Genomic DNA, 20,456 nt, shown 5'->3' with positions numbered 1-20,456 from the left:
CTCCGGGGGCAAGTGGGACGGGTGCGCCGGGAGGGGCAACATGATCGACCTTGAAGAGCGCCGTGTCAGACAGCGTCGGCGAGCGGGTGCAGCGTCACGCCGAGTTGATGCTCCGGCTCGGCGTGCGGGACACCGTCCGTGCCCAGGAACAGGTAGAAGTACGCCGTTGTCAGCGGCCTCGAAGTTGAGATCCCGCCCACGGTGAGGCCGCTCAGGTTGCCAGCAGAGTAGACATGCGGCAGCCAGTTCGGGCCCACGATCGCTTCCACCCAGGCCCGCGCCTCCGCCGGGTCAACTGCCTGGCGCGTGCCGAGCTGCTTGTGCTTCGCGGCAACCGACAGCGTCAGCACACTCCCTTCCCGGCCCGGCCGCTCCAAGAGCACGGCCTGGTCCATGAAGTCCCCGACGATGGTCAGGACGGCATGCCGGTCGGTCACCGAACGCACTGGTCCGAAACGGTGCGGCACCGTCTGTCCCTCCGCCCGCAACCGCTCCAGCACGGTTGCGGGCACTACGGAGGCCAAGCCGCTATCGGCCGGGTCCGTGGAGAACAGGCCCCGGCGAAAGCGCCGCAGCTCTTCCTCCTGCTTACGCAGGACAGCACGAATATCCACACACATGCCGTCAACGTTACAAGCCGCCCTGTGGAGCAGCGGATCCCCCGCTGCTCCTCGACCAGAACCGACGCGCCGTCCCTGCCCAGGTGAGAGGCGGTGATCAGCCCTCTGCCCGGAGCAGGACGATCACGGTGGCGTCGTCGCGGTATCCGCTCTCGTCCTCCGCGGCCGCCGCGGCCAGGGCGTCCGCGAGCAACTGTGGGTCGGCCGCGTGCTCGCGGCACAGCCGGGCGAGCACCTCCGGGGGCACCTGGTCGGAGATCCCGTCGGACACCAGCAGCACCAACTGGATCTCCGAGGGGATCTGTACCTGCCGACACGTCGCTGCCCCGGCCTGTGCCAGCCCCAGCCGCGACCAGTTGTCGTGGAGCTCCGCCGCCAGCTCCACCGCCGCGCCCCCGTTGATCCGCAGCCACTCGCCCATCGTCTGGTCGGTCGACCACTGCCTGAGCGAGACCCCGTCCCACCCGTACGCCCTGCAGTCCCCGATCCAGTGGACGCTGGTCGGCTGTCCCGGCTGCGCGCAGGCGAAGACCGCGGACGCGTGCGGGGGCCGGTCGTAGGCCGTGGCCATCTGCCCGGCCGCCATCAGGCCGGCCAGCCCGCCCACCGCGGCCCCGATGTGGGTGATCACCCCCGGGGTGATCGCCGCGTACCGGACCACCTCCGGGTGATGGCCGGCCCCGTCGACGACTGCGGCACACACCATCTCCCCGCGGCGCTGCACGTCGGCTCCGTCCGCGCATGGCGGCTCCGTCCCAGGCCGCTGGGCCAGCCCCACCGCGATCTTGTCGGCGGTCACCGTGCGGGCGTTCTGCTCTTCCATCGTCCATGCCTCCGTTCCGGGGGCCGGAGTGGCCCTCGTGCCCTACAGGCCGCGCGGGACAGGAGCGAGCTATTTAACGAAGTTGAGGCGGATGTGACGCCTGTGACGGCGTCGTACGGACGGCTGCCGCGGGAGCCGGAACTAGTGGGATTCGCCGGTGCTCGGCCAGACCGGCTGAGATCATGGCAAGAGGGTCAGCTCATGATCATGGCACGGCAGTGGGGGCGGCGATGGACGAGACGAACACGGTGCGCGCGGTCGCGATCGACTACAAGGCAGTCCTGCACGGGCCCGGGCGCGCGCACGAGGGGATCGCTGAACTGCTGCGGTGGCTCGATCAACGCGATGTGGCTTGGGCGCTGCTGACCAACGACCCAATGGACGCCAAGTCGGCCCTTGCCGCGGCCGGCCTTCCCGAACCGACCCTGCATCTGTGCCGCGACGACATCCCGGACAAGGCGAAGCGCGGAAACAAGGCATGGCTGGAGGCGGTCGCGGACAGACTCAGCCTGCGCATGAACCAGCTCGTCCTCATCGGGACCTCGCAGTTCGACTGGTACACAGGCATCCACGCCGGCGTTGTCCACATCCACGCCCGCTGGGCCAGCCGCCTGGGAGCGCAGATCACCTCCCTGACGTCCGACGAGCCGACCGACGTCATCGAACTCCTGGAGTACTTTCTGCTGCACGAGCCCCGCTGGGCGTTCCGTCTCGATGACGAGGACCGCGCCTTCGCGATCCGCTCGATGCTGCCCTTCAACGCGCGGTTCCCCCGCGGCGGCAGCCGGACCTTCACGATCAAGGACATCTTCACCTACGAAAACACCGTCAAGGTCGGTGACCAGGACGCGCGCGATGTCCTGATGCTGCACCTTCTGTGTGCGGCCTACCTCGACGGCGCGCTGCCTGGTCAGAGCTTCTTCTGCGTGTACCCCAGCAGCACACCGGCCAAGGGCAACCCGCAGCTCGCCGGCTTCCTGCAGCGCGCCAAGGTCATGACCGGCTCCTCCTACAAGGAGGACCTTCTCGAACGCGTCGCCCAGGCCCCGGACACCAGCCTGGAGCGGTACAAGAGGAGCATCGGCCAGTCGACGGGCCGGGACATCTCCATCGCAGCCCAGGCCCGCACCGTACGAGTCAACCCGGCCTACAAGAAGAAGATCGCCGGCAAGACGGTGATCGTCTTCGACGACTTCACCACCGAGGGCAAGTCCCTCGAGTGGGCCCGCACCCTCCTCAGCGAGGCCGGAGCAGCACGGGTCATCGCACTGACCATCGGAAAGTACCCCTCGCGCCACACCGTCTACCGGCTGCGCCCCGGCGTCACGATCGATCCCTTCACCACCAACGACGTCACCCTGGCGCATTTCCAGACGACCACAGGCCCTGGAGGAGCGGAGGAGGGGCCGTCGGTGTTCCTGACGACTGCTATGGAGCACTTTGCCGCCGCTGAGGAGCGCGCCGTCGAACCCCAAACCCCTGATGCGGCCCCTGGCCGGATGGCTCATCCGGCACCCCGCCCGGTTCCTGCTGGCACCCGCTCCCCCATGACCGCCTACAAGATCGCTCGGCAGCGGCACCTCGGGGACATGCTCACCCACCTCCAGCAGCATGCGTACCCCCTCGTCTGGCGCGGCGAGTACTTCGTGCCTACCGGGGAGACGACGACCACCGCCTTGTGGTGGATCGCCCTGCCAGGACAGGTCGAGCAGTGGTACGACACCAGCGAGGCTGAGCGCCTGGTCAGCGGCATCTGTCTGGCGGTAGGGATCATCTGGGAACCGGTCGCGGCGCCCGGCGGGGCCACCCAGCTCGCCGAAGCCCTCGCCCGTATGGAAGAGCGGCGGCAGGGCTGAGGAACCGGCCTGACGGCTCCCTTCCTGTCCGTACGGGGGCTCCGTACGCCATGATGGAAGTGGCCCGAGTACCTCGCTTCATCCTTCGAACATCCCGGGGCCACGAGTAGAAGGACACCCTGATGGACCTCGATATCACCGCTGACCAGCACGATCTGCTGACCCTGTGCGCGCTGCGCGCCGACGATGCAACCCTCGACTGGAACCTGATCGCCCGCGGCGCCCAGAGCCCCGAGGGCCTGGCCGCGCTCATGGACGGACAGCTGCACGAGGACTCGCGCGCCGCGACCAAGAACCGCCCCCTGCTGCAGCAGGCCCTGGCCGCCGGCCTGGACGACGCCCGTGCCCGCGTCGACGACGAGCTCGCCGCCGCCGACAAGGCCGGCGCACGCCTGGTCACCGTCCTGGACAAGGACTACCCGGCGAACCTGCGCGTGATCGGCAACCTGCCGCCATTCCTCTTCTACCGCGGCGAGCTCGACCAGCGCGACGCCCGCTCCATCGCCATCGTCGGCACCCGCCAGGCAACCGAGGACGGGCTGCGCCGGGCGGCACGGATGGCCCGCGAGCTCGTGGACCATGACGTCGTGATCGCCAGCGGTCTCGCCAAGGGCATCGACGCAGCCGCGCATCAGGCAACGCTCACCGCGGGCGGCCGGACCTTCGCCGTCATGGGCACCGGCATCGCCGCCCCGATCTACCCGGCCGAGAACCGTCCGCTAGCGAAGGCGATCCTCAGCGCTGGGGGAGCGCTGCTGAGCCAGTTCTGGCCCACGAGCCCCCCGGCGAAGTACACCTTCCCCCGCCGCAACGTCGTCACGTCCGGCACCACGCTGGGCAGCGTCGTCATCGAGGCCTCGAGCACGTCAGGCGCGAAGATGCAGGCCCGCCTGGCCGCCGAGCACGGCAAGCTCGTCTTCCTGATCCGTTCCCTCGCCGACACCCAGCCCTGGGCCAAGAAGATGCTGGACGAGGGCCGGGCGATCCTGGTCACCGCCTCCAGCGACATCACCGACCGCCTCGGCCAGGCAGCGGACATCCAGGCGGCCGGCCAGCAGCGCCAGCAGCTCGCCCTGGCCGGCCTGTGACGGCAGGTCTCCCCAATCCGGCAGGCTTTCCCAACTGCCCGGTGTGCGCGTACCGCATCACCGGCACCGCCCGCCTTTGCTCCGACTGCGCCGGCCGCACCCTCCAGCCGGTCGCCGAACCCCACTGCCCCGTCTGCTCCCAGGCCGTCGCGCCCGGCAGGCAGTGCAGTAATCGGGTGTGTGCGCTCCCGGAAGCCGAGCGGGGGTTCTCCCGCGTCGACGCGGTGGCCATGTACTCCGGAGCCCTTCGCGACAAAATCCACACGCTGAAGTACGAGGGGAGGGCCGGCTGGGCGATGATCTTCGGCCGGCTCCTCGTCGGCTGGATGGAAAGCCACCCCGAAGCGATGCACGGCGTCGACTACGTCGTCGGCAACCCCACCCACTTCGGCCGCCAGCCCATCCAGCACATCGAGGCGATCATGGACGCCGCCTACACAGAGGACGTGACCCGGGCCTTCCCGCTCAGCCCGCCGGGCGCGCACCGGCTGGTGAAGCACACGGAGACGGCCCGGTCCGCGAACCGCACCCTGGATGAGAAGCGCGCGGCCGCGACCGCGCATGCCGCCGCCCTGACCTGGACCGGAGACACCAGCGACATCAGGGGGGCCACCATCCTGCTCGTCGACGACGTGTTCACCAGCGGATCGCAGCTCCAGCACGTCGCGCTCCGGCTCCGGGCGACCGGAGCCGCCGACGTCCGGGGGCTCGTTCTCGCCCGAGTCCCCTGGAGCGGATGACGCCGCCCCGGACACCGGGACTGGGCCTGTCGGCTGGCTCCGGCCGGTCGGTCAGTGCCGGACGCTTCGTGTCGAACTCACGCGGCTTGCCCAGGACGGTGGTCATATGGCGGCTGAGGCGCTTCGAGGAGATCCGGGAGGAGTAGCCCGGCGCCACCGTCACCAACCCGGGCCGGTGACGCCGTGGTCGGGGCGTCCGCGTCGGGAATCACGACGATCCCGCCGACGTGGTCAGTGACCCATGTCGGAGGAGTCCGGCCTTCCAGGACGTCGCGCACGTAGCCGGGGACCTCCGCCCGCAGACCGCAGAGCACGTGCGCGAGGTACGGCACGGAGAAATGCCCGTAGTCGTTGGGGACGTTCTCGAAAAGGGCGCCGGTGACCGGGGCGGCGCGTTCCATGACCGCCGCACCGGCGAACTGGCCGTGCCTGATCCGCTGAACAGGCCGGAGAAGTTCCTTTGCCACCCGGCGAGATCCTCGCTGCGGCTGCCGCAGGAAGCGCTCGAGGTCCTCGGCCAGCCCGCGCGCGAGGGGCACGATCGGCGCGTCCAGGCCGTCGGGGCTGGCGATGTCTTCGACGGGAACGGCGTCGTGGAAAGCGCTCACGCCTGCGTTCTTGGCGTCCAGGGCGACGGCGGTCTCCGCCACCAGAGCGGAGACAGTGGACACACCGACCCGGTCGCGCTCCTTACAAGGAACGTCGTCATGGGTGCGGTCGCAGGCCAGAGTCGATCGGTACTGAGCGTTCCCGCAGTACAAGACGTACGCGGCGGGGACATGGAAGCGGTTCGCCGCCTTGATCAGCTTCGAGAGCTGCGTCCGGTCGTCGCCGCGCGTCTTGTAGCTGAAGTCGATGCTCCAGCGCTTGCCGTGCAACTTCAAGATCTTCGCCTGGACCAGGAGCCCGTAGCAGGTACCGTCCCGGTCCACCCACCACCACAGCCAGTCGGCTCCGTTCTCCTTCTCCTCGTCGGCTGCGAACTCGACGAACCGGATGCGCGGGTATGCGGCGGACAGGAGCACCTGGGTCGCCGTCACCTCACGGAACATCCCGGCGGCGTCCAGCATCCCAGTCATCAGACGATCCACTGCCGTCCGGCCCTGCCGGAGCGCCTCATTAGGGCTGGTCTCATGCCCGGAGAAGTGACTCAACGCGGCTGCCCTTCTGCGACTTGGCCATGGCTTCCTCATCATCCCCCCGGCACCAGGTCCGTCGTGGCCGATCCGGCGTCCTCGTGACCGCCTCCCGGGCCAGACTGCGCTCGATCCGCGCTGGGTCCCGCCACGCGATCCGGTTCCCCGATATATGCGATAAGAGATCGGATGGCGCGGTACGTTGGCAAGCAGTCCTCCCGGGCGTCGCGTCCCCCCGTGCGCGGCGTCCGGGGGCATACCCGCCGGATCCTGCGTGACCATCGGCCGCCGCCTGTCTGGTCCGCCCGCCATGCGTTCACCGCCATTCGGGCGTAGCGCGCTATTTGCTCTTCGGCAGCAGCGCACGCAGGCGTGGGTAGCGGGCGAGCAGCCGGGACAGGTGGGTGCTGAGGCGGCCCGGCTTGAGCGTGGCAGCGACGTGGGAAAGCCAGAAGTCCTCCACGATGCGCCTGGCGTGCGTCAGGGCGTCCTGGGACGGCGTGGTCTCGTCGTGGTCGGGAAGGTGCCGGCCGTAGACGGGAATCACCTCGATGCCGGCGGCACGCAGCGCGCACAGGCGGTGCTGACCATTGGTCAGATTCTGCTGTCCGGTGTCCCACCAGATGTGGCCCCCTCCGATGAGGGAGCGAAACCAGGCGCGGTCGCGCCCGCTCAGGTGCGTGGCGCGGTAGAGCCGGTCCTGTTCGTCGCTGTCGGGTTCGGCGCGGGCGAAGGCGAGCACGGCCTCGGTGATCGCCCTCCAGTCGTCGGCCTGGTGGTAGGGGCAGGCGGCGAAGTCCTGATCGCTGAGCCGGGTGAACAGCTCGGCGTGGGCGGTTTTGCTGTGACCCTTGGGGTAGGTGGCGGCCAGTGCCTTCGCCCGCTCACCGTAGGGACACTTGAACAGGCCATGTGGCCAGGGAAGTTGGGAGGCGGCGACGGGGCGGATGCCGGTGACGCCGTCCAGGTGAAGAGCCCGCTGGGCGGGGCTGCTGAACCTGCTGGGGTACAAAGCTGCCTCCGAACCAGGCGGCTCCGGCCGTAGACGGGCCTCGGCGTGGAGCTGCTCGGTGAGGTCGGGTTCGGTGACACCGGCCAGTTCGTAGAAGGGACCCTCGTGCCAGGCTTCGTCCTCGTCGGAGCGGCGACGCTCCGGGTTGGGCTGGATCAGGACGGTCACCGGAACCTCGGGCAGCACGAGGATGCCGGACAGGCCGTGGACCGAGGCGAGGGTAAGGCGGCCGCACGCCCAGGCAGGATCGTTCAGCACTGCGTCGAGGGCGTCACCGGCGAGGTGGCCGATCCATTCGACACGGTGGAATCCTTCGTCGATGCGCATGTCCCACTTCGGGTGCCGCAGGGCATGGATCTGCAGGTAGTCACCAACCATGACCATGTGGGCCGGCTTGTCGAACACGGCTGCCCGCTGCCGCGGCGGCTGCGGCTCGGTCTCGGCGGCCGGCGCCACGAGGTCGGGGCCCTGGATGGTGTTGCGAAAGGGGTGCGGTCCGGCGGCCAAGCGGCTTCCGGTGAAAAGGGGCTCTGGTGTCTCTGGCCACCAGGGATGGGCGCAATCCCAGCGGGCCCGGCCGCTGTCGACCTCGCCGAGGGTCCACTGATCACCCTCGCACAGCATGACCGGGCCCGGCATGCCATGACAGAACACGACCGCGATCTGCCGGGCTGCGCGCATACGCACGTGGGTTGAGCCCGGAGCCAGGAAACCGATGTCGGTGATGACCTCCACCCGCTCGATCCGGGCGAACCCCTCGCCGTCCGGCACGCCGTCGACGGCCATCCGTTCCGAAGCAATCTGGAGGTAGTCCCCCGGGCGAAGCGCGGTACTCACGTGCGGAACGGTCATTCCCTACCCCCGGTGCGCCGCCGCGCAGTGCGGCGGTCTGTGATCTCCTCGTGTATACCGCACCGGACCGACAGGTCCTGTCCGGTCTCGCGAGAGGACTAGCGCCGGACGGCCTGTACCGGATGGGACCAACGACCACGCGATGCAGCCGAGTTCGAGAGCTTGTATACGGCTGTGGTGGGGGCCAGAGGGAGGTCGCGGCCGATCCGGGTACGGGGGACGAACCGGCGCTCACGGGTGAACGTCGTGCCCTCCACGGCTCCGTCCTTGTAGACCGGTCCGACGAACCGCCCGCCGCTTTCGCGGATCCCGATCCGCACCCCTGGTTTTCAGTGCGCCCGGCGCCACGTGCCGAACTCGAGGGGCCCCGCGAGTCTGCCGGAGCGGCGCGTTCCTCGGGCGGCTCTTCCGGCGGCGGAGTGTGCCGACAGGCAACTTGTGTCCAGGTGACCATCGACGGCCGCGTATCGGCACAGCGGGTGGCGAGACGTTCTCCGGTTGGCGATGTCGTTGGGGCTTGGGAAACTGGAGGCTATGGGCGTCGATTGGGACGTAACGAGCGAGTGGGCCAAATTCGCTGGAAAGCTCGTTTGTAGGCTGAGCAATGTGCATGATGCTCTCGTCGTTGATGCTCGCGCTGCCGAAGACGACGAGACACGTCAGCACAAAGAGGCGGACCTGACGAGAGCACTTCGTCGCCTGGGAGAGAAGTGCAGGAGTGACAACCTGTGGGAGTCGCTTGATTTGCACAGCCCTGAGTCCGACAGGGATGAGGCCGTAGGGCGCGCTTTTGCGGAGCTGTACCGCGATGTTGCCGCAAAATGCTGGAACCGATATTCAGGGTTGCGTGACATTCCGAGCGATAATCATCCGGCTCGTCTGGCGTTCTATCTGGCGCACCGGTCAACAGATCCCGATTACGACAACAAAAGCATTCACAATGATCATTGCGACAGAGCGATGGGCGTATATTTCGCAGAGGTGACGACGCCGCACAACCTCCATAAATATGTTAAGCAATCGGCTTTGAAGGGGGGTGAGATTCCCCATCCGGGGATCAGGGAGGAGTTGAAAGCGTTCTCGCTGATGTTTTCTCAGGGGTTTGCCGATCGCGTCATTGCCGACGGACTGACCCGGAGTCTCGATACAGATGCCCGTGGGCCTTCCTCTGAGGCCGAGCGGCTCTTTTACCCACTGGCGCCGCCGCGGCTGGCAAAGCTTTTTTCGGAGGGTATGGGAGAAGACCTGAACCCCATGCAGAAGTGGGTTCTCGAGAATCTTCGCAAGGTCGTGGAACAGCGTGCGGCGATGTTGGTCACGGCGCCGACAGGGACGGGGAAGTCTCGGATCGGTCGGGCGGTGCTCGCGTTCGGGGCACACCATGGAGGTTCATCGGCTGTGCAGATCCTTCCGCTAAAGGCGCTGGTGGCTCAGGAGTTCGCAGATTGGGAGGGCCTGCTCGAGCAGGCGCAGCTGAACTGGCAGGTCCTGGCGGCGTCACGGGACTTTCCTCAGTTCGACGGCTTGGTCGCCCGGGGCCGCTTCAAGATCTCTCTGGCGATCTACGAGAGCATCGGGGGGTACTTGGCGGCCGGGTGCCGTCCGCTGAGACGGGCGCGGGTCGTGCTCGTCGATGAACTGCAGTATCTCGCCGACCGTGAGCGCGGTATCAAACTCGAGATTCTTCTGACCCTCATTCGTCTACTTCCGGAGGGTGAGCGTCCCGCACTGGTTGGTCTGTCTGCCACGCTCGATCCGCACAAGGAGCCAGCCTTGCGGCAGTGGCTTGGGGTGAACGAACTGGTTTCGCCTCCGTGCATCCGTCCGGTCCCCGTGGACGCCTACGTGCTGTCCACGGAACCCAACGAGGCGGGTGAATATGTGATGCTCGGGCAGACCGACGCTCATCTGATCGGTACGCCAACCCCAGCTCAGGGCGCAAAGGTACGGGCTGTGCACGGTTACGCTGAGGCCGTCAGCGGGCTTACCAACGAGGTGTATGCGCGGCTGGAATCTCCGGAGAAGTTCGCCGTCGCTTTGGTGCGAGACCTTCTCAAGGAAGACCCGACGCGACGCATCCTCGTCTTTGCCAGTTCCCGCAACAACGCACACGAGATGGCAAAAGCGCTAAACCACGCCCTGGATGCCGACGATCCGATACCGTCCACGGCCAGGCCGAAGGGTTCCGATAAAAATCCCTGGATTACCGGACGCTTCGCCGACAAAGACACCAAAAAGAGGGCCGACGTCTGCCGGAAACGACTTCATGAGCTCACCAAAGGTGATCCAGAAGCGGAGAACGACCTCAATTCATGGCTGCGTCGAGGGGTGGCCGCACATACTGCCCGTCTGCTTCCACATCTGCGCCGCCAAGTCGAGCAGGAATTTCGCGAGAAGCACAGTCTGCTGCGCGTTGTGGTGGCCACCGATACCCTTTCTGTCGGCATCAACCTCCCAGCAGACATCGTGGTCGTCACCAGGCTGACCGGGAATGTTGGCGGAGGCCAGAAAGCCGTTCTGAACGTGGCCGAGATGGACAACAAGACCGGCCGGGCCGGTCGTCTGGGACAGGGCACACAAGCACGCGGCAGGTACTACCTCATCACCCCGTCCCTGGATGACCTGTGGAGCGTGCCCGCAGCGGACGGACAGCTGGCCAGCCCGGAGGGCGTGTTCACGCGTTATGTGACGGAGGCAAACCGTGCAAGCACGGTGCGTTCACACCTTTGTGAGGCTACCGACATGGCCCGGCTCGTACTGGCAGGCAGGCCTCCCCGGCAGAAGTCGTCTGACTTCGAGCGGCATATTAAGAGCGTCATCGATGCCACGCTCCGCGCCGCAGAGGTGCAGCACGAGCGGGTGCGTGGTGGGCTGCCGGCACCGCAGGACGTTATCAAGATCCTACGCGAGAACGGACTGCTGAGTGAGAGCAGGGGAGCGGTCAGACTGTCTGGGCTGGGTTTGGCCGTGGCCCGCGCGGGGCTGCCGGTGTCCGCAGCAGAAGACATCGAGAGGGTGGCACGGCAGGCTGCCCGGGGCGCGAGTGAACTGGAGGTGCTGTTCGAGGCCGCAATCAGCCCGTTCATCCGGGGGACGGTGGACTGGGTAGCCATCCCCACTCATCGCGACCATCAGCACGACCTGATCGACAAAGTGTTGTCGTATGCCCGGCCCTATCGGCTGAGGGGGGACAGGCGACCGAGTGCGCTGTTGGACGCCATGAACGTGAGCAGCGGTTCGAGCCTGGCAGAGCTCTTCCTACAGGACCGGTACGTCGAACCAGCCGAAGCCGATGCTCTGCTGCGCGCTCTGGTCGCCCTCGAATGGGCTCATGGACAGCCGTTCCAGGCCATCCGAGACCGTATGCGGACGGCGGTGGTCCCTGACCTCCCGCGAGCCTTCGATAGGCAGCAAAGAGAGCACCGCAGGCGCGTGATGGACGCTACGCGGCTCCGTCTCTACATGGCCGATGTCGTCCATTTGACCGAGCAGCTCGCCTGGATACTGGCCGCCGGAGCGGAGGCTGTCGATGCGCATCAGGGCCCACAGGCGAGAAGCATGCTGCGCAATCTTGCCCGCACTGTAGGTGCTGGCGTACCACTCCACCTGGCCCCTCTGGCAGACCTGCGCATCGCCACTCTTCAGCGTGAACAATTGGTCGCCCTCAGTTCCAAGGTCGATCCCCACGACGAGGGCTGGGAGAGCATCCCCCAGCTCCTGCGTCGCAACGGCACCACAGTGCCGAGCGAGGACCTGCAGCGCGTCGACCGAATGTACGAGCGGCTGCAGCAAGAAGACCATGTTCTCAGGCATACCCTCCCCGAGCAGTGCGACATCGACATCACCGACAACGACGAGCGCGAAGACCAGCCGCGGACATTCGATGACTGGCTCGAGACGGCAGGCAAGCTCACGGATCCCACGGAGTACCGGGCCGCGTGGCAATCGCTCATGCAGACCCTGGGTGTGCCAGCCGAGACAAGCGGTGAACAGGGCCATCAGCAGTGGGCAACCGGGGCCGACACACTCACCGCATGGATACCCGACGGGCCTGTCACCGGCAGTCAAATCAGCCGGATCAACGCAGACCTTGTGATCTGCTGGCGTGGGATGTCGGACCGGGCAGCCGCCCTGATCGAATCCGGCGAAGCCGGTCGTACACGTTTCGTGGAGCCGTATCAGCCGCTCGAGACGATCGCCTGGACTGTCCACCAACACCGGGCAGGTGAATATCCAGACCAGGAGCTACCAGCAGTCCTGATGATGCACCTGTGCGAGGGCACCGACCCGCGCCTTGCCCCGCCCCCGCCGTATCCGTCCGGCCGTCCGATCCCGCGGCCGCCCGCCGCTACAGCGCCTCCCCCCGACGACGTTGAGCCGCTCATGCCACCGGAATGACCCCCCAGAAGCACGCGCCCCGGAAGCCAGGCAGTATCCGGGGCGTGCAAAGCGTCGGCGTAGCCCCTAGCGCCCGGAACGTCGGCCATCCCCGTGGCCCTGTGACGCTCAAGCACGCTCATCTTCAGCCCGTGCTGGAAGCCCTCACATCCCCGTGAAACAGCACTGCCCTCGGTGAAACAGCCGTACCTCCGGAAGTCCACTTCAGAGCAGACCGCTCGCCTACCAATGGACGAGACGCCGCTGACCGGAACGCGGCCGAGTCGAGGGAGGTGAGCCAATGCTGCGGGATCTGGTGATCTCAGCGGCCGGCGGGATTATCGCCGGTCTGCTGATCCACTTCGCGCTGCTGATGTGGCACCTGGTCGCCTGAGGGTAAGCCGGCCAGCTAGCGCGTCAGGCGCCAGGTTAACCACGTCCGGCCCTACCGGCAGCCATGCGGAGCCGGTAGCGGCCTCCAAGGGCGACACTACTCGCCCCGCCTCTCAGAGGCACTCGCCCCTCCACCGCCTGCTCCCCCCTCTCGGGGAGCAGGCCCAACACTGTCAGTGCTGGCCCGAGGTGCGGTTCGACCGGATCGTGGCCGCTTGCTCGTTCCGCGCGGTGCCGCCCAGGCCCGGCCGGGCAGGTCGATCCTGCCCACGCTGCCGGGCTGGCTCTCCGGGTACGCGCGGGTGCGCACCGATGAAGAATTCGCCGCAGCCCTGGCCGCCGCCGAGCAGCGCCTTGCCCGTGCTGCCGACGCTTTCAACGCGGCTGGCGCCGAACTTGATGCCCTCACCCGTGAGGCCCTGCGCCGCGGCATGCCCGTGCCGACCGCAGGCCGTGGAACGGACGACACAGCCAGCAGCCCTCGGCGAAGCGCGGCTATCGGCGTTGCTCGTCAATGAGCTCGAGGTAGCGGGTGTACTGGGCGTCGGTGATCTGGCGGTTGCGGACGAGGCTTCCTTCTTCCATGCGGTAGGTGCGGTCGGGATCGCCCTTGAAGGAGAGCCAGTTGAAGGACGTGGTGACCCAGACGTCGTCGTAGACGAGGACCTTGGCGTGGGTGCTCTTGAGGCGGGTGAAGGTGAACTTGTCCTGATGGCGGGCGGCGAGGTTGTTGAGCTTGCGGACGGCAGCCGGGTCGGTCTTGGTGTCGTTGTCCTCGTAGCCGTAGGCGATGTCGACCTTCACGCCGCGAGCCAGGCGGGTTTCCAGCTTGCTGAGGAACGTGGTGGTGATGATCGCGTTCTTGATCCACGGTGAGATGATCAGCAGGCGGCGCCGGGCGTGGGTGAGGGCTTCGTCGAGGATTTCCGGGTGTTCGAAGACGCCGATGGCGCGGATCTCGTCCGCTTGGGGCTGCGGTGCCGCCGGCGGGGCCGGGGTGGGGCTTTGGGCGCCGAGCTGGAAGGCAGCCTGCTCGGCGCGGTGCTGGGTGACTTCCTGCAGGGGGACCCGGGCCCTTTCCAGGTCGGGTTCCAGGGCGGGCCGCTCGGGCGGTGGGGCGACTGTGATGCCGAGGGCCTTGGCGCCGCCGTGGCCGATCAGGGCGAGTTCGTGAGCGTGGCTGAGTTCCCCGTCGACGACGACGCCGAGCTGGATCTCGCTGCGCTCTTCGTCTCCGTACACGAGGATCTTGACCGGCAGCACGCGGCGTGACGGGGCCTGGGTGATGGTTTTGACCTGGAGTACCTCGCGGTCGGTGGTGCCGTTCTCGCGGAGCAGGGCGGTGATGTCGGCTGCGGTGATGTCGCTGTCGTCGACCGGTCCGGACCGTGCGGCAGGCAGCATGATCAGGCCGTCTTCCTCGGCCTGGCCGCGCCGCAGGGTGGTTCGCCGGTCGTAGGGGGCCACCTTCCACAGCACCTGGTCGTAGACCAGGGGCTGGTTGACGCGCACGGGTGCGACGGCGGCAGCCTTCTGGACGGTGACGCGGCCCCGGTCGGTGAGTCGCAGCGCTCGGCTGCCGGAATCGGTCGCCTGTGCTGAAGGCGCCCACTTGAGGCTGTCCGAGTGGAACAGGTCGGCGACGGTCTGGTCCACCATGCGCTCGGGGAGGCCGAGCATGCCGGAGATGCCGCGCTGGCTGTTCACGCCCTGGTCGATCAGCCGCAGGACGAACTCCTCCATCAGCGGCAGGTCCTTGCTGTCCTGGGCGAGGACCTCGGCCGTGATCAGGGCGACGGGCAGCGCGGCGTCGATGATGGTGACCAGTTCGAGCCCGGGGCGGGCGTTGTGGAAGCGGACGGCCAGGAGGCTGTCGGGGCTGAAGCTAGGCATTGCGGATCACGCACTCCTCCGGGTGGCCGCTGATGTAGTCGAGGACGTCGCGCAGGGCCCCGGGCTTGCTGCGGCAGAAGCCGGCGTCGCCGACGATGATCAGACCGAAGCGCGCCCGGCTGAGGGCGACGTTGATGCGGCGCCAGTAGGGCTGGCCGAGGAACCCGAAGTGCCCGTGCATGTTGCTGCGGGTCACGGAGAAGACGGCGAGGTCGCATTCGCGGCCCTGGACGGCGTCGACCGACAGGACTTCCGGGATGATGTGCTTGAGCTTCAGGGAGGCCAGGCGGCGCGTGAGCTCTTGGACCTGGCGGCCGTACGGGGCGATGACCAGGACGTCGAGGCGCTTGCCTTCGGGAACCCTGATCACCTTTTTGTCGATGGCCTGGTCGATGACCTCCAGGCGGCTCATCGCCAGCTTGGCTTCCAGGGGGTTGGAGATACTGGTCTCGGCGGTGGTCCGGTCGGATTCACGCCGGCCGGGCAGGGCACTGGTGTCCAGCCAGAGCACCGGCTTGTTGATCGTGTCGTATCCGGGCAGCGTGTGGTCGTTGGGCGAGATCAGCTTCCCGTTGTAGAAGCAGGTGCTGATCATGTCGCCGATCGCCGGCGTCATCCGGTACTGCTCGCGCAGCAGGTGCTTGACGGGCGTGTCCGTGCAGTTGGCGAGGTACTGGAACAGCGTGGTCATCACCAGCTCGGGGATGAGCTGGTGGTCGGCCATGATTTTCTCGTCGCGCAGCAGATCCTCGTCGATGGGCGGCAGCTGGTTGGTGTCGCCGACCAGGATCCACCGCTTGGCCCGGGCCAGCGGCACCAGCGCCTCGGTCGCGGTGGCCTTCGACGCCTCGTCGAAGATGCACAGGTCGAAGTCCAGGTCCCTCACCGCGCGGTGGCCGAGGAAGCCCAGAGCGGTACCGCCGATGACCTGCCGGGTCCGAAGGAACGCGCTGATGAGGTTCTGGTCGGTGCCGATACGCTGCAGCCACTCACCCTGCAGGCGCAGCAGATCCATCAGCTCCCGCCCCGGCCCGGACGGGCCGAGGAGGGCTTCGACCGCGTCGCGGGCATCCGCAGCGCTGAGGTCCTCGCGAAGGGTGAGTTCGCCGGTGAGCATGGACTGGACCTGGGCGAATAGCTCGGAGCGCTGCTGGAGGAGCTGTTCGTGGCGGGCGCGGGTGGTGACGAGCTCCTCGGCGAGATCCCGGGCGGAGCTGGTGCGGTCGGGTGCCGGCCGGTTCGACAGTTCCTCCAGCTTGGCCGCCACGTGCGCCAGACTGGCGGCCACGGAGGCGAGTTCCTCCAGCACGAGGGCCGCCTTGAGATGGCGGGCCTCCATCTGGTTGCCGGCCGCCACCGCGTCCAGGTACTTCTCCGCCCGCGCCCGAACGCCCTGGGTCCACTTCTTGATCTGCTTGTCCAGCAGCAGCGGCTGGGCGCTCTCGGCCACCCGCGGATCGCCGACGTGGCCCAGGCGGACCAGGCCGCTGATGCCGGCGTCCTCGATGCGCTTGAGCGCGTTGTCGATGGCGATATGGGTCTGGGAGACGATGAGGATCCGGGCGTGAGGGTTGCGCTTGAGGGTCTGCTCGACGATCTCGGCGATCACGGTGGTCTTGCCGGTGCCGGGTGGCCCCTCGACGAGGAGGAGGTCCTGGCTGCCCAGGGCGTGGGCGACGACATCCCGCTTGCTCTTGTCGAGGTCCGCGCGGAACCAGCTGGTGACATCCACGGGCGGTCGCGAGGGGATGGACGCCGGGTTGTCGATGATCTGCCGAAGGAGCGGGTTGGCCGTCTGACCGGCGGCGACGGCGCTCAACGCATCGCGCTGACGGCTGATGGCAACCTGACTCGGCCCGAGGAAAGGCAGCAGGACGCCCCGGGAAGGAAGGACCGCCTTGGGGCGCGTCATCCGCAGCACGACGGTGTCGCCGGTGTGGTTGGTCACCTCACCGCGGTCGATGGTCCGGCTGTAGGGGTACTCCGCCACCGACCACTCCTGGCCGATCTCCACCACGGTGTCCGGCGAGGCCAGGTGGAACACGCGGGTCTGACCGCCGCCCTCCATCCGCTCGTACTCGATCGGCAGCCGGCCCTCGGCCGCGACATCCTCGCGAGCATCCAGCACCCGACGCCAGCCATCGAACAAGTCACCGAGCTGGTGGCCCTTGCGGACCTTGGCCAGCTGCTCGCGCGCGTCCAGATGCTCGTCGAGGCTCTCCAGCAGCAGGTTGAGCCCGAGGTACGCCGGATCCTCACCCGGATCGTCGAAGGTCCAGGTCAGGACGGGCCCGAGCTTGAGCGCGGACGCGCGGCGCTTGGCCAGCCACTCATCCGGCTTTTCCTCCGCTGAGATGATCACGCACCGGTCCGAGTGCTCCTCGTCGTTGACCAGGCGCAGAAACAGCGTCCGGCCGAACACTCGCACTGTGGTGGTGTCGATCTCGCTGGTCTGCGGGTTGTAGCCGTAGTCGACATGCACGGTGCCGGAGATGTCCTGGAGGACATCGGCCTTCACTCGGGTCCAGTCGATCTCCCCGCCGGCTGGGGCGTTGCTGAGACTCTCGGCCGCGCGGCGCGTCATCTTCAGCCAGAGCCCGTTGCGGCGGCGGGCGTCCCGGTTGCCGCACACCCGTTCGGCTTCCAGAAGCCGGTGCTCCAGCACGCTGGCGTTGGCCGGCCGCTTCTGCGGGTCGTAGTCGATGCAGGACTTCAAGATGTCCCGGATCTCCGCATCCAGATCCAGCTCATCGAGAACGTTCGCCAGATCGGGGTAGTCGCGGGCCTTGTTGCGGGAGAGGACCTGGATGGCGAGGACCGCGTAGGCGTACACGTCCCGGACATAGGGGATCGCGTCGCTCTGCTCCGGCGGCGCATACAGAGTGGAGCGGAAGTCGGCCACGGTCTCGTCCGTGACGGTCGTGGCCTTGGACAGAATCTTGGCGATCCCGAAGTCGGCGAGCTTGACTGTGCCGTCGTCGCTCAGCAGCACGTTGCCCGGTTTCAGGTCCCGGTGCTCGATCTGGTGCTCATGCGCGTAGGAGAGCGCGGACGCCAGTGGCCTGCCGATGCGGGTGAAGTACGCCTGCCAGTCCAGAGGCCGGCCGCCTGCCATGTCCTCCTTGAGGCTGCGGTCGATCCACTCCAGCGCGATGAAATACCGCTCGCTTTCGGTATCCCAGCCGGAGTCGAGCATGCGCACGATGTGGGGGTGTTCTAGGGCCTTGAGCGCCCCAGTCTCCCGCTCCAGGAAGATCCGGCTGACCGCGTCATCCCGCTGCTTGAGCAGCTTGACGGCCACGTAGTCACCACCCTCGCTGGTGACATCGACCGCCTTGCGGACCTCTGACAGACCACCGCACCTGGCTTCCTGAGGGAGCAACAGAAACCGGCCGTTGATCGTCGTCCCCACCCACTGCTCCTCGCTCAACCCTGCTGCCTGTGCAGCTCGCCCCGAGCCCTCCATCTTGCCAGGGGGCCGCGCCACCGATCAGCCGTTTGGCGAGAGGGACAGATGCGAAGGGGCCCTCGCCGACGCGAACACGCGGCTGGCCGCTCTGCTTTTGCTGAGCATTCACCGGTCACGCTGATCCGGGACATGGCCAAGGGCCGCATGCTTCCCGCGCAGCGGCGGCGGGCCCGCGACGGACGTCGCGGGCGAGGCTCCGGCTGAAAGCTCTGCTCGGGCACCCTCGTGGAACGCGGTGGCGCGGGTACCGTTCCCGTAGAGGCTGCGTTCCAGGAGGGTTGGGGTCGAGGATGCCGTACGAGATCGAGGAGCAGGAGGCGATCGGCCGCAGGATCAAGCGGCAGAGGCTCAATCTCGGCATGACGCAGGCCGATCTCGCGGCCGCGGTCGGCAAGACCCAGGGCTGGGTGTCCAAGGTCGAAGCGGGCAAGATCGAACTCGACAGCGCCGGCCTGATCAACCGGATCGCCGCCGCGCTGCACTGCCACCCGAATGTGCTGCTGGAGCGGCCGTACGTCGGAACGATCGGCGAGAACCAGTGGCAGGCCGCGGCAGCGTCCATCGTGCGTGAGCTGCGCCGCTACGACCTCACCCCGGTCTTCGACGGCGACCCGCGCTCGTCCGCCGAGCTGTGGCGGGACATGACCCGGCTGCACCGCCTGCGCGACGCTGCGGCGAACATCGCGATCCTCAAGGCCCTGCCCGATCTGTTCCGCGAGGCGCGGGCCCTGGCCGAGGTCTCCTCGGGGCACGAGCGCGAGGAAGCGTTCGCCGTGTACGCGGTCTGCTGCAAGTTCGCCCACACCGCCGCCCACGCCCTCGGACATCCCGAACTCATCGCCATGGCCTGCGAGCGTGCGGCGTGGTCCGCGCAGCTGTCCGGCGACCCGCTCATGCCCGCCGTGGCCGACTGGATGCGGGTGTGGGACATGTGGGCGACAGCCGACTGGCAGGACTCGATCGCCCTTTCCGATAAGGCGCTGCGCAGCGTGCAGCGCGAGTACGACCGCGGCGACCCGCTGGCGCTGCGCGTGTGGGGCACGCTCCAGCTGCGGGCTTCGGTCTCCTGCGCCCGCGGCGGCAACACGAGCGAGGCCGAGGACCGCCTGGCGCATGCTCGCGCGGCCAGCGACCGGATGGACGCACTGGCCGGCCCGCCCGTCTACGACCGGCACTCGCTGACCTTCTCCACCGGCAATGTCCAGATCCACCGGGTCAGCGTCGCGCTCGAAGCGGGCGACCAGACGAAGGCACTCGACCTCAACCGGCAGGCTGACCCGGCCCATCTGGCGCCGCTGCCCAAGTCCCGCCGCGGCCACCACCACATGGACCTGGCTCGGGCATGGCTGTGGGACGGCAACCGGGACCAGGCGCTCGCCGAATTGGAGGAGGCCGAGCGCATCGCCCCGCAGCTCGTACGCAACCACCCCATTGCACGCGCCACTCTCCGCAAGATCGTCTACGCCGAACGCGTCGCCACGCGCGAGAAGTTGAGGGGCATGTCCAACCGTTTTCACCTCGATGACCAGGCGGTATTCCCCTGATTCATATTCGCCGGTAACCGCGTCCCTACCGTCAGTTGCATGACGGGAAGTCGTACACCCCAACAGGCGCTCTCCACCGCGGAGTTACCCGACAGCCGGCCGACGTGGACTCCTCTGCGCGGCGACCTCGCCTACGACTCCGCGGCCAGCAGTACCGGTGTCGTGGTGGCCCTGCCCGAGGACACCGGCGCCAACGTGTACCACCTGTGCCCGGAGGGCGGCGGGGACCCGTGGCCGGCCTTGAGGGACAACCTCGCCCCGTCCTCGGACGATGCCGAGGACGGTCTCTTCCTCGATGAGGCATCGAGGCCGCCCGGCGGGTTCGCCCCGGACGGGGGCGGTACGCCGTGAGCAGGCGCCCTGATCTGCCCGGCATCGCCGCCCGTCTGCGCGTGAAGGACCTCAGCGGGGACAGCGTCCTCACGGCTGTGTGGGTCGCGCTGCACGTGCCTGCCGCGCTGCTGCTCGGCCACCTCCTGACCGATCACGCGACAGCTACCGCCGCGGCCCCGCCGCCGGGTCCCGCCACGATGGCCGGCGACACCGCGCCACCCGAATGAGCTCCGGCCCTGCTGCCGGTGAGTGTGCCCGCCTGGCATCCCCCGAGGCCGACGGGCACCGACCATCCCGGCGCCAGGGCGGCACCAACCTCG

14 protein-coding genes are annotated in these 20,456 nt (G+C 67.9%); 8 read left to right on the top strand and 6 right to left on the bottom strand.

Annotated elements, in window-relative coordinates; translation table 11 throughout:
- Positions 1-65 precede the first annotated feature (65 nt).
- Both GUY61_RS03195 and GUY61_RS03190 read right to left on the bottom strand, forming a co-directional pair.
- On the bottom strand, positions 66-620 hold the full coding sequence (locus GUY61_RS03195; protein WP_166628486.1) for a hypothetical protein: 555 nt from the start codon (positions 618-620) through the stop codon (positions 66-68).
- A gap of 97 nt (positions 621-717) precedes the next feature.
- Positions 718-1,443 carry a PP2C family serine/threonine-protein phosphatase gene (locus GUY61_RS03190; protein WP_208105501.1) on the bottom strand — a complete coding sequence of 242 codons (726 nt, stop codon included), beginning with the start codon at positions 1,441-1,443 and terminating at the stop codon, positions 718-720.
- Positions 1,444-1,673: 230 nt separating this feature from the next.
- Here GUY61_RS03190 and GUY61_RS03185 point away from each other — a divergent pair, with 230 nt between their 5' ends.
- From GUY61_RS03185 to GUY61_RS39665, 3 genes are all read left to right on the top strand, one after another.
- Positions 1,674-3,299: a hypothetical protein gene (locus GUY61_RS03185; RefSeq protein ID WP_166628485.1), complete on the top strand. Its 1,626-nt coding sequence runs from the start codon at positions 1,674-1,676 to the stop codon at positions 3,297-3,299.
- A gap of 122 nt (positions 3,300-3,421) precedes the next feature.
- Complete coding sequence (locus GUY61_RS03180; protein ID WP_166628484.1) at positions 3,422-4,387, top strand: DNA-processing protein DprA; 966 nt, start codon at positions 3,422-3,424, stop codon at positions 4,385-4,387.
- 176 nt (positions 4,388-4,563) lie between these two features.
- Positions 4,564-5,127, top strand: a complete 564-nt coding sequence (locus GUY61_RS39665) for a phosphoribosyltransferase family protein (protein WP_313896484.1) — start codon at positions 4,564-4,566, stop codon at positions 5,125-5,127.
- Positions 5,128-5,204: 77 nt separating this feature from the next.
- On the opposite strand, the gene GUY61_RS03170 is transcribed toward GUY61_RS39665, so the two are convergent.
- Positions 5,205-6,206, bottom strand: coding sequence for a hypothetical protein (locus GUY61_RS03170; RefSeq protein WP_166628483.1), 1,002 nt, complete (start codon positions 6,204-6,206; stop codon positions 5,205-5,207).
- A gap of 397 nt (positions 6,207-6,603) precedes the next feature.
- On the bottom strand, positions 6,604-8,112 hold the full coding sequence (locus GUY61_RS39660) for a hypothetical protein (protein WP_243766138.1): 1,509 nt from the start codon (positions 8,110-8,112) through the stop codon (positions 6,604-6,606).
- A gap of 549 nt (positions 8,113-8,661) precedes the next feature.
- On the opposite strand from GUY61_RS39660, the gene GUY61_RS03160 reads away from it, so the two are divergent.
- Both GUY61_RS03160 and GUY61_RS39655 read left to right on the top strand, forming a co-directional pair.
- Complete coding sequence (locus tag GUY61_RS03160; RefSeq protein ID WP_166628482.1) at positions 8,662-12,525, top strand: DEAD/DEAH box helicase; 3,864 nt, start codon at positions 8,662-8,664, stop codon at positions 12,523-12,525.
- Positions 12,526-13,112: 587 nt separating this feature from the next.
- Positions 13,113-13,415, top strand: coding sequence for a hypothetical protein (locus GUY61_RS39655; RefSeq protein ID WP_243766137.1), 303 nt, complete (start codon positions 13,113-13,115; stop codon positions 13,413-13,415).
- Here the strand turns inward: GUY61_RS39655 and GUY61_RS03150 are convergent.
- Entirely contained in the window at positions 13,393-14,790 is a 1,398-nt protein-coding gene (locus tag GUY61_RS03150) for a phospholipase D-like domain-containing protein (protein ID WP_166628481.1), read from the bottom strand. The two genes, GUY61_RS39655 and GUY61_RS03150, sit on opposite strands and share 23 nt — an antisense overlap.
- Positions 14,783-18,202 carry a serine/threonine-protein kinase gene (locus GUY61_RS03145; RefSeq protein ID WP_166628480.1) on the bottom strand — a complete coding sequence of 1,140 codons (3,420 nt, stop codon included), beginning with the start codon at positions 18,200-18,202 and terminating at the stop codon, positions 14,783-14,785. Before GUY61_RS03145 ends, GUY61_RS03150 begins: the two co-directional genes overlap by 8 nt.
- Positions 18,203-18,549: 347 nt before the next feature.
- Between GUY61_RS03145 and GUY61_RS03140 the strand changes: the two genes are divergently transcribed.
- From GUY61_RS03140 to GUY61_RS03130, 3 genes are read left to right on the top strand one after another with little or no spacing between them, the layout of a single operon-like run.
- On the top strand, positions 18,550-19,803 hold the full coding sequence (locus tag GUY61_RS03140) for a helix-turn-helix domain-containing protein (RefSeq protein ID WP_166628479.1): 1,254 nt from the start codon (positions 18,550-18,552) through the stop codon (positions 19,801-19,803).
- A gap of 39 nt (positions 19,804-19,842) precedes the next feature.
- A complete protein-coding gene (locus GUY61_RS03135) occupies positions 19,843-20,154 on the top strand; it encodes a hypothetical protein (protein ID WP_166628478.1) in 312 nt (103 codons plus the stop codon).
- Positions 20,151-20,363, top strand: coding sequence for a hypothetical protein (locus GUY61_RS03130; RefSeq protein ID WP_166628477.1), 213 nt, complete (start codon positions 20,151-20,153; stop codon positions 20,361-20,363). Before GUY61_RS03135 ends, GUY61_RS03130 begins: the two co-directional genes overlap by 4 nt.
- Positions 20,364-20,456: the final 93 nt, after the last annotated feature.

It is taken from the genome of Streptomyces sp. GC420 (assembly GCF_009916105.1).
In the GTDB taxonomy this organism is placed as follows: Bacteria; Actinomycetota; Actinomycetes; order Streptomycetales; family Streptomycetaceae; genus Streptomyces.
This window is presented reverse-complemented; position numbering and strand designations above follow the sequence as displayed.

What these genes read in the sequence shown, in the direction of transcription:
- GUY61_RS03140 (WP_166628479.1), top strand. Translation starts at nt 18,550, where the DNA reads ATGCCGTACGAGATCGAGGAGCAGGAGGCGATCGGCCGCAGGATCAAG.
- GUY61_RS03150 (WP_166628481.1), bottom strand. Translation starts at nt 14,790, where the DNA reads ATGCCTAGCTTCAGCCCCGACAGCCTCCTGGCCGTCCGCTTCCACAAC.
- GUY61_RS03180 (WP_166628484.1), top strand. Translation starts at nt 3,422, where the DNA reads ATGGACCTCGATATCACCGCTGACCAGCACGATCTGCTGACCCTGTGC.
- GUY61_RS03135 (WP_166628478.1), top strand. Translation starts at nt 19,843, where the DNA reads ATGACGGGAAGTCGTACACCCCAACAGGCGCTCTCCACCGCGGAGTTA.
- GUY61_RS03195 (WP_166628486.1), bottom strand. Translation starts at nt 620, where the DNA reads ATGTGTGTGGATATTCGTGCTGTCCTGCGTAAGCAGGAGGAAGAGCTG.
- GUY61_RS03160 (WP_166628482.1), top strand. Translation starts at nt 8,662, where the DNA reads ATGGGCGTCGATTGGGACGTAACGAGCGAGTGGGCCAAATTCGCTGGA.
- GUY61_RS03185 (WP_166628485.1), top strand. Translation starts at nt 1,674, where the DNA reads ATGGACGAGACGAACACGGTGCGCGCGGTCGCGATCGACTACAAGGCA.
- GUY61_RS03190 (WP_208105501.1), bottom strand. Translation starts at nt 1,443, where the DNA reads ATGGAAGAGCAGAACGCCCGCACGGTGACCGCCGACAAGATCGCGGTG.
- GUY61_RS03170 (WP_166628483.1), bottom strand. Translation starts at nt 6,206, where the DNA reads ATGACTGGGATGCTGGACGCCGCCGGGATGTTCCGTGAGGTGACGGCG.